The sequence below is a fragment of the Clostridium sp. genome, from assembly GCF_040797585.1.
Classification (GTDB): domain Bacteria; phylum Bacillota; class Clostridia; order Clostridiales; family Clostridiaceae; genus Clostridium_Z.
Genome location: NZ_JBFNEO010000107.1, coordinates 1 through 9,407, shown reverse-complemented (window position 1 = coordinate 9,407; position 9,407 = coordinate 1). Strand labels below are relative to the sequence as shown.

Here is a 9,407-nt window from a genome sequence, read left to right as displayed (position 1 = left end):
GTTCGATTTAGGCTATATTTTCTCTCCCAAATCTTCTGCATAACTAACTCCTCCAAATTTATAGAAAACAAATATATTATAATGTATAAAGCCTGTTTTGACAAACCCTTTTAATAAAAAAACTCTATAATAAGCTTAGATTTAGTAGGTTTTACTAGAATCCTTTCTTATATTCATAGAAACCTTTAATTTAACTATACTAAGTAAAATAATAACCACTGCATTATAAATAATAAATTTAAGTAAAAATTAAAAGACCATCTTAAAATTTAAGATGATCTTTTAGTTTTTTTATTAGTGTTTCTTCTTATATTTCTTTTTTAAAATTACCCATATTGGACTTGCTATAAATATTGAAGAATATGCTCCAACGCCTATTCCTATAATTAAAGGAAATGCAAAGTCTCTAACAGAAGGAACAAATATATAAACACAAACTATGGTTATAAGTGTAGTTAAGGTTGTATTTATAGATCTTGTTAAGGTTTGAGTTATACTTACATTTGCTATTTCCGCCGGATCCACGCCTCTCATCTTCTTCATATTTTCTCTTATTCTATCAAATATAACTATGGTGTCATTTATAGAATATCCAACTATACTTAATATAGCTGCTATAAATGGTGTATTTACAGGTATTTGGAACAAAGCATATACCCCTACAGTGATAAGTACATCATGGACAAGAGCAATAATTGCAGCTACTCCAAATCTAAATTCAAATCTTATACCTACATATATTAAAATTGCCACTGTTGCTATAAGTAGTGCTATTATAGAGTTTTTTGTAAGCTCACGGCCTATAGTTGCTCCTATCTCGTCTTGAGATACCAAAGCACTATCATCTAAAGAGTATTTTTCCTTGATTTCTTTAAACATCTCAGAAACCTTAGCACTATCTAAGCTATTACTTTTTATCTCTAATTGAGTATTTTCAAGCTTATTGGTTACTGCATCAGATGCATATTTATTTATTATTTCATCTACCTCAAGCTTATTAAAGTCATTTTTGAAATCTATAACTACTTGAGTTCCACCTTTAAAGTCTATTCCAAAGTTTAATCCTTTAGTTACAGTAAAAAACATTCCAATTACTATTAATATTATGGAGGCAGCAAACCATATCTTTGTTTTCTCTACTATCTTAAGCATTAATCTCTACCCCCTCTTCCTTACTCCAAATAATGATGGCTTATTTAGTATTCCCATATTAACTGCAAGCTTAACTAATAGCCTAGTAACTGTTATAGCAGTAAACATAGATACAACTATTCCTATCATAAGAGTAACTGCAAAACCTTTTACAGCTCCTGATCCAAAATAGTATAATACTAATCCACCTATTATTGTAGTTATATTAGAATCTAGTATAGAAGATAATGCTCTATGGAACCCTGAATCAATTGAAGACTTAACAGACTTCCCAGTTTTAAGCTCCTCTTTTATTCTCTCAAATATTAACACGTTAGCATCTACTGCCATTCCTATAGTTAAAAGGAATCCTGCTATTCCTGGCAGAGTTAATACAACATTTAAAGAAGAAAATATTGTAAGAAGTAATAATACATAAATAACTAGTGCAAAGTCTGCAAGTACTCCTGGCACTCTATAGAATGCTATCATAAAGATAAATATTAAACCTATCCCTATAGCTCCAGCTTTTAAGCTGCTAGGAATTGCACTGCTTCCTAATGTGGGTCCTACTGTTTTTACTGAAACTGTCTTTAACGTTACAGGAAGAGCTCCTGATTGAATTATCCCAGCCTGTCTCTTAGCCTCCTCTAAAGAGGTACTTCCTTCAATTACAGCCTTTCCATCGTTTATTACACTTCTAACTACTGGTGATGTTAAAAGATCCTCATCCATATATATAGAAATTTGTTGACCTACATATTTTTCGGTGGCACTTCTAAACTTTTCTGTTCCTTCATCATTGAATTCAAGATCAATTATAGGTGCACCATTTTGATCAACACGAGCTGAAGCATTTTTAACATCTTTACCTGTAAGAAGTACGCTACCGTCTGGTGCTTTAAAAGTTAATTCTCCTGTTTTACCAAGGGTATCAATAATATCCTTAGATTCAAATTTTCCTGGAATATCTACTCTAATTCTATTTTCTCCCTCTGTTGTAACAGTGGTTTCAGACACTCCTATTTTGTTAACTCTCATACTTAAAAGTTCTTTTGTTTTTTCTAAATCCTCTGGCTTAACATTTCCATCTTCTGAAACTATTTCTTCTACTACTGAGACTCCACCTTGAAGATCTAGTCCCTTAGTTATCATAGAGCCAAAGGATTTAACTTCATATGTATTTCCAAAGAGCTTAGCTCCATAGGTTCCTGCATATGCAAAAGAACCAACTATTATAACTATTAGTATAAATATTATCCAGCTTTTAATTTTTCCTTTGCCTTTACCTTTGGTTTTCATAATTTTCCCCCTTCGCATTTTATTTTCTTAAGACTAACTTATGGTTTTTATAATATTCTATAGAATGTAGTTAACCTTTATAATTATTTAAAATTTAAAGAAAAATATATACTTTATCTAATATAAGGTTAACTTTATAGATAAATTATATATTTTTACCATTTTTTAGTCAACTTTTTAAACTTCTATTCTAAATTTCCATAAGTTTTGCCTTTAGGGCTATGGCACATTCTATTCTCTTCTTCTGCATTTTACATCCTATTTCATAAGGAATATTCATATCTCCATTAAAGTTGAAGTTATTAGCTTGACATCCTCCACTACAATAGAATCTTGCCCAACATTCTCTGCACTTTGGCTTATTGTATATATGAGCTTTTCTAAAATCATTAGATAGTTCTTCATTAAATCCTTCATTATATATATTATCTAATAAAAAGTCCTTATTTCCTACAAATTGATGACATGGATAAACTTCTCCATCTGGAGTTATAGCTACATATTCATGTCCTGCTCCACAGCCACTTATTCTCTTATAAACACAAGGGCCTCCTTGAAGATCTATATTAAAGTGATAGAACTTAAATGGATGTCCTTCCTTATGTCTCTTAAGCATTTCATAATATAGCTTATCATATTCCCCATATATGGTTTCTAAATCTTCTTCTCTTAATGATAACTCATGCTCATCTGGAAGAACTACAGGTTCTATGGATATTTCATCGAAGCCTTCACTTGCAAGAGCTAACACATCTTGAAAGAAATCAGTGTTTTCTCTTGTGAAAGTTCCCCTAACATAATACTGTTTTGACTTATCACGTCTTTTCACCATTTCCTTTATTTTAGGAAGAATAGAATCATAACTTCCTGATCCATCCACTCTTATTCTTACCTTATCATTTACAGATTTTCTACCATCAATAGATAAAATTATGTTCCCCATATTTTTATCTAAATATTCCATTTTTTCCTCATCTAATAATGTAGCGTTGGTTGTCATGGTAAATCTTATATTTTTATTATGAATCTTCTCCTGTTCTCTTCCATAATCCACAATTTCTTTTATATTCTTAAAGGCCATTAAAGGCTCTCCACCAAATAGGTCTATCTCTATGTTTTTTCTTGGACCTGACTTTTCTATTACATAGTCAATGGCTTTTTTACCAACCTCTACACTCATAATTTTTCTTTTGCCCTTATATTCCCCTTCATCAGCAAAACAATACTTACATCTTAAGTTACAATCATGAATAATATTTAGACACACTGCTTTAACATAAGATTTAGATCTATCATTTTGAGCAATATTCTCATATAGGTCTAAAGAGTATAAAAGTCCTTCCCTTGTAAGCTCCTTTATATCACCTAAAGCCTCTTTTATTTCCTCCTCTTTGTACTTAGAAGAAAACTTAGCTATCAGCTCCTCTTCTCCTTTTAACTTGTCCTCATCTAGTAAATCATATACAAGCTCGTCCACTACATGAAGACTTCCTGTATTTACATCTATTACGTAATAATCCTCATCCTGTTTAAATTTATGAATTAATGCCACCTGTTACTCCTCCATTTCCTATTTTGACTAAATTTAAGGCAGTAACATTAAGTTACTGCCATGAATTTAAATTACTTAGTAAGTTTTTAGTTCTCGCACTCTAAGTTAGCAACTGTACAAGATGTCTTACAAGCTGATTGGCAAGAGTTAGCACATTCTTTACAACCAGGCTTATTTAAGCTTTCCTTAATGTTTGCCTTATTGATTGTTCTTATATGTTTCATTGCTATTTTCCTCCATTCAAGTAGTTTCCTAGCCATTATATCATAATTTTCCCCTTTGTTAAAGGGCTATTTAAGTCAATAAAAACCTTTTACAATTAGTTTTTATTTACTATGTTTTATTTAAAGAATTTTAAAATTACCTTTATAATACAATCTTATCCATCCTCTAAAATACTTATTTTAAAGATTTATTCCTAGCATTCCTGAGAAAACTCCAACTAATAAGGCTAGAATTAGTTGAACTAAAACAAGAGTTGTAAATACAAGTCCTCCATTTACAAGGGCAGTAACTATAATCAATAATGCCATGTATATAAGAGCAACTAAAAGTCCTACAATCCACCCCTTTTCTCCGTTAATTCTTGATGAATACACAGCGCCTAGAAGTATACTTAGTGAAGTTATTACCATATAAACTACTGAGGTAGTTTTAGGGCTCATATCAATAAAATTCATAATTATAGAATATATAACTAAGCATATGGTAGTTAATATAACACCTCTAAGAACTCCCTTACTCACATTCACCATAAGAGCTTTTTTATCCAAAATAAACACCCCCTTTCATATTAAAATATGATATGAAGGAGGTGTTTATTCTTTAAGTTTATTTATTTTCTTCTTTTACGTCTTCTTTGTTTAAAATATCTGCTATTCCATTTTTAACAACTTTGAATCTTGCTCTATCTGGGCCTGATTCTACTATTATGTAATCATCCTTTATGTTTATAATCTTTCCAACTATTCCGCCTCTTGTTAATACCTCGTCATTTACTTTAAGTTCATTTAACATAGCGTTATATTTTTTCTTTCTTTTACTTTCAGGTAGTATTACCAGAAAATAGAATACTCCTATCATAAATACAAATGGTAATAAAGCTATAATTTGTTCCATATTTTTTCCTCCTTAAGCTCTTCCTTGCCAAGATTCAAGCTTTTCTTTTTTGAATTCTTCAAAACAATCATTATCTATGGCATTTCTGATATCTTCCATTAGTTTATTATAAAAATAAAGATTATGCAATACACAAAGTCTCATAGCAAGCATTTCTTTTGCCTTAAATAAATGTCTTATATATGCTCTTGAATAATCCCTGCAAGCTGGACACTGACATCCCTCATCTATTGGTCTATCATCTAATTCAAATCTTGCGTTCATTAAATTTATTTTACCTTCATTAGTAAATACATGACCATGTCTTCCATTTCTAGCTGGTAATACACAATCAAAGAAATCTACTCCCCTTGATACTGCCTCTAATATATTGCTTGGAAGTCCAACTCCCATTAAATATATAGGCTTATCCTCTGGAAGATATGGAACTACTGTATCTATTATATCATACATCTCTTCATGGGTTTCTCCTACAGCAAGCCCCCCTATAGCATAACCATCTAAATTCATTTTAGATATAGTTTTAGCATGCTCTATTCTAATATCCTTATATGTAGCACCTTGATTTATTCCAAATAGCATTTGCTTATTATTAACTGTATCTGGAAGAGAGTTTAATCTATCCATTTCGATTTTACATCTCTCTAGCCATCTAACAGTTCTAGCTACTGATTTCTCTACATAATCACGAGGAGACGGTATTTCTATACATTCATCAAAGGCCATAGCTATGGTTGACCCTAGGTTACTTTGTATTTGCATACTTTCCTCAGGGCCCATAAATATTCTTCTTCCATCTATATGAGAGTTAAAGTAAACTCCTTCCTCTTTAATCTTTCTAAGTCCAGCTAAGGAGAATACTTGGAATCCACCTGAATCTGTAAGAATAGGTCTGTCCCAGTTCATAAACTTATGTAATCCTCCAAGTTTTCTAACTACCTTATCCCCTGGTCTTAAATGAAGATGATAGGTATTAGAAAGTTCCACCTGACATCCTATATCTTTTAAGTCCATAGAGGAAACAGCTCCCTTAATGGCAGCTAAGGTTCCTACATTCATAAATACTGGAGTTTGTATCACCCCATGAGGTGTATGGAATTCTCCACGTCTTACCTTTCCACTTTTCTTAAGTAATTTATACATGCTTTCTCTCCTTTAACTTTTACTAACTTTACTTAATAAACATAGCATCTCCAAAACTAAAGAATCTATATCTTTCTTTAACTGCTTCCTCATAAGCATTCATAACATTATCTTTGCTTGACAAAGCACTGACTAGCATTATAAGAGTAGATTCTGGTAGATGGAAGTTTGTAATTAAAGCATCTACTACTTTAAATTCATATCCTGGATATATAAATATATCTGTCCATCCACTACTTTCTTTTAAAACACCCTCTCTACTTCCTATAGTTTCAAGAGTTCTTGTTGAAGTTGTTCCAACAGCTATGACCCTATTACCTCTTTTTTTAGTTTCATTTATAACTTTTGCATTTTCTTCATCTAAAGAATAAAATTCTGAATGCATATCGTGATTCTCTATAGTTTCTACCTTTACAGGTCTAAAGGTTCCAAGGCCTACATGTAAGGTTAAATATGCTATATTTATTCCCTTATCTTCAATCTTTTTTAGAAGTTCCTTTGTAAAATGAAGTCCTGCTGTAGGCGCCGCTGCTGATCCTTTTTCCTTTGAATATACAGTTTGGTATCTTTCCCTATCCTCTAAGGACTCTGTTATATATGGAGGAAGAGGCATTTGTCCAAGTTCATCTAAAACCTGTTCAAAAATTCCTTCATAAGAAAATTCTATTATTCTATTTCCATCATCCTTTACCTCTATAACCTTTGCCTTAAGCTTTCCTTCTCCAAAAATAAATTCACGACCTACTCTAGCCCTTTTTCCTGGTTTCGCTAAAGCCTCCCACTTATCTCCTTCTATTCTATTAAGTAAAAGGAATTCTATTTTTCCACCAGACTCTAATTTCTCTCCTATAAGTCTTGCTGGAATTACCCTTGTATTATTTAAAACAAGGGTATCTCCCTTTTCTAAATAATCTAAAATATCATAGAAATGTTTATGACTTAATTCCCCTGTATTCTTATCCATAACCATAAGTCTTGATTTTTCTCTTTCCTTCAACGGATGTTGAGCTATAAGATCCTCTGGTAAATCAAAATAAAAATCTTTAACTTGCATAAATACACCTTCTTGTCTTTAGTCTTTATTAAATATTGAAATTTGGTCAGTTACCTCTTTTAATCTTTCCCTTTTTAAATGCTCATAAGCCTTATCTGTAGCTATTCTTCCCCTGGCAGTTCTAATTATAAATCCTTTTTGAAGAAGATAAGGTTCATATACATCCTCTATGGTATCTAATTCTTCTCCTACAAAGTAGGCTAAGGTTTCTACTCCTACAGGACCTCCATTAAAATTATCTATTACTGCCTCTAATATTTTATTATCTATTCTATCAAAGCCCTCATTATCAACCTCTAAAAGTTTAAGAGCAGCCTTTGAAGCTTCATAATTTATAATATTATCTCCCTTTACCTCTGCATAATCTCTAACTCTCTTTAAAAGTCTATTAGCAATTCTTGGAGTGCCTCTACTCCTTCTAGCTATTTCTAGTGCTCCTTCTTCAGTTATATCACACCTTAAGATATGAGATGACCTTACTATTATCTCTTTAAGTTCCTCTTCTTCATAGTACTCCATGGAACAAAGAACACCAAACCTATCTCTTAGAGGAGCTGTTAAAAGCCCAACCCTAGTGGTAGCTCCTATTAAAGTAAAGCTTGGAAGGTCAATTCTTATGGATTTTGCTGAAGCACCCTTTCCAATAATAATATCTAACGCATAATCCTCCATGGCAGGATATAATATTTCTTCCACAGATCTATTTAACCTATGTATTTCATCTATAAATAACACATCATTTTTTTGAAGGGAAGTAAGAATAGCTGCTAAATCTCCTGCCCTTTCGATTGCAGGTCCTGAAGTAACCTTTAATTCTCCCCCCATCTCTTTTGCTATTATATTAGCTAAAGTGGTCTTTCCAAGGCCTGGTGGCCCATAAAGAAGGGCATGATCTAAAGATTCATCCCTATTTTGAGCTGCTTTTATAAAAATATCTAATCTCTCTTTTACCTTTTTTTGCCCAATATACTCTCTTAAGTTTTTAGGACGCAAGCTATACTCACTATTATCCTCTTGTAAACTTGAAGAGGTAACAATTCTATCTTCCATATCCTTACCCCCTTAGCTTATAAGATGCTTAAGTCCATCTTTTATAATTTCCTCTAAGGATTTAGTATTATCTATCTTACTTAAAGCCTTACCTGCTTCTTTTTCATTGTATCCTAAGGATATTAAAGCCTCTAAAGCATCATTAATCTTGTTATCTATATATAAATTTTCTTCATCATGAAGGACAATTCCATCTCCTTCTAATAATCTTTCATCAATCTTAAGCTTATCCTTAAGTTCTAATATGATTCTTTGAGCTATTTTCTTTCCCACTCCAGGAGCTTTAGTTATAGTTTTTTCATCTCCTGTCAATACTGCATATTTAAGATTATTCACACTACATATAGAAAGTAAAGATAATGCCGCCTTAGCCCCAACTCCATTTATAGTTATTAAAAGCTTAAACATTTCAAGTTCTTCTTTAGTATAAAAACCATATAATCCTATAAAATCTTGTCTTACAATTTGTTCAAGATAAACCATTACCTTTTCTTCTAAAGAAGGCATTTGAGCCATAGTATTTCCTGAGGTATATATTTTATAGGCTATTTCATTATTCTCAATTATTATATAGTCCTTATTAATCCCCATAAACTTTCCTTTTATATACTCAAACATAGCTCCTCCTAATTTTACCTTTAATATAATCCATATTATACTTTAACACTTAAGAAAAAATAATTCAATACAAACTCTGTGTTACCTTAAGGCTTATTATACCTTCTATATATGTAATTTTTATAAGTTTAAAACCTATGAAAACCTCCTCTTAAGTCTTTTCCTTAAAAAAACTCAGTAAAAGATTATTAACTTTCTAATGTAAGCTACTCTTATAATAAAATCTTAAATATATCTATATCATCTCCAAACTAGATTCTTAATAAAATATAAATCATAGAAGCTTAGAGTTTAATTCCTAGTAGCCTGTATATAGATAAACCACCTGAAAACTCAATCTTTGAATAGGCATTAAATAATTGAAACTTGTGATTTAGTTTCAATTATCATGTGGTTTATCTATAGATGTACCATATCTATACTTAATCTTTGAATATG

General features: G+C 31.4%; 10 protein-coding genes. All 10 read right to left on the bottom strand.

The window, feature by feature from the left end; all coding sequences use genetic code 11:
- Nucleotides 1-294 precede the first annotated feature (294 nt).
- The 10 genes from secF to ruvA all read right to left on the bottom strand — a co-directional run bounded on the left by secF (nt 295) and on the right by ruvA (nt 8,969).
- The gene (gene secF / locus AB2369_RS08210; protein ID WP_367665998.1) at nt 295-1,152 is read right to left on the bottom strand and encodes a protein translocase subunit SecF; all 858 of its coding nucleotides are present in this window, start codon (nt 1,150-1,152) and stop codon (nt 295-297) included.
- 6 nt (nt 1,153-1,158) lie between these two features.
- Entirely contained in the window at nt 1,159-2,451 is a 1,293-nt protein-coding gene (gene secD / locus AB2369_RS08205) for a protein translocase subunit SecD (protein ID WP_367665997.1), read from the bottom strand.
- A 172-nt stretch (nt 2,452-2,623) separates the two neighbouring features.
- Nucleotides 2,624-3,985, bottom strand: coding sequence for a thioether cross-link-forming SCIFF peptide maturase (gene scfB, locus AB2369_RS08200; RefSeq protein WP_367665996.1), 1,362 nt, complete (start codon nt 3,983-3,985; stop codon nt 2,624-2,626).
- A gap of 86 nt (nt 3,986-4,071) precedes the next feature.
- Entirely contained in the window at nt 4,072-4,209 is a 138-nt protein-coding gene (scfA, locus tag AB2369_RS08195; RefSeq protein WP_034850021.1) for a six-cysteine ranthipeptide SCIFF, read from the bottom strand.
- A gap of 180 nt (nt 4,210-4,389) precedes the next feature.
- Nucleotides 4,390-4,758, bottom strand: coding sequence for a TIGR04086 family membrane protein (locus AB2369_RS08190; protein ID WP_367665995.1), 369 nt, complete (start codon nt 4,756-4,758; stop codon nt 4,390-4,392).
- A 58-nt stretch (nt 4,759-4,816) separates the two neighbouring features.
- Nucleotides 4,817-5,104, bottom strand: a complete 288-nt coding sequence (yajC, locus tag AB2369_RS08185; RefSeq protein ID WP_367665994.1) for a preprotein translocase subunit YajC — start codon at nt 5,102-5,104, stop codon at nt 4,817-4,819.
- 12 nt (nt 5,105-5,116) lie between these two features.
- Nucleotides 5,117-6,247 carry a tRNA guanosine(34) transglycosylase Tgt gene (gene tgt, locus AB2369_RS08180; RefSeq protein WP_367665993.1) on the bottom strand — a complete coding sequence of 377 codons (1,131 nt, stop codon included), beginning with the start codon at nt 6,245-6,247 and terminating at the stop codon, nt 5,117-5,119.
- A gap of 28 nt (nt 6,248-6,275) precedes the next feature.
- Complete coding sequence (gene queA / locus AB2369_RS08175; protein ID WP_367665992.1) at nt 6,276-7,301, bottom strand: tRNA preQ1(34) S-adenosylmethionine ribosyltransferase-isomerase QueA; 1,026 nt, start codon at nt 7,299-7,301, stop codon at nt 6,276-6,278.
- 18 nt (nt 7,302-7,319) lie between these two features.
- A complete protein-coding gene (ruvB, locus tag AB2369_RS08170) occupies nt 7,320-8,351 on the bottom strand; it encodes a Holliday junction branch migration DNA helicase RuvB (RefSeq protein WP_367665991.1) in 1,032 nt (343 codons plus the stop codon).
- Between the two features lie 12 nt (nt 8,352-8,363).
- Nucleotides 8,364-8,969: a Holliday junction branch migration protein RuvA gene (gene ruvA, locus AB2369_RS08165; RefSeq protein ID WP_367665990.1), complete on the bottom strand. Its 606-nt coding sequence runs from the start codon at nt 8,967-8,969 to the stop codon at nt 8,364-8,366.
- Nucleotides 8,970-9,407 lie beyond the last annotated feature (438 nt).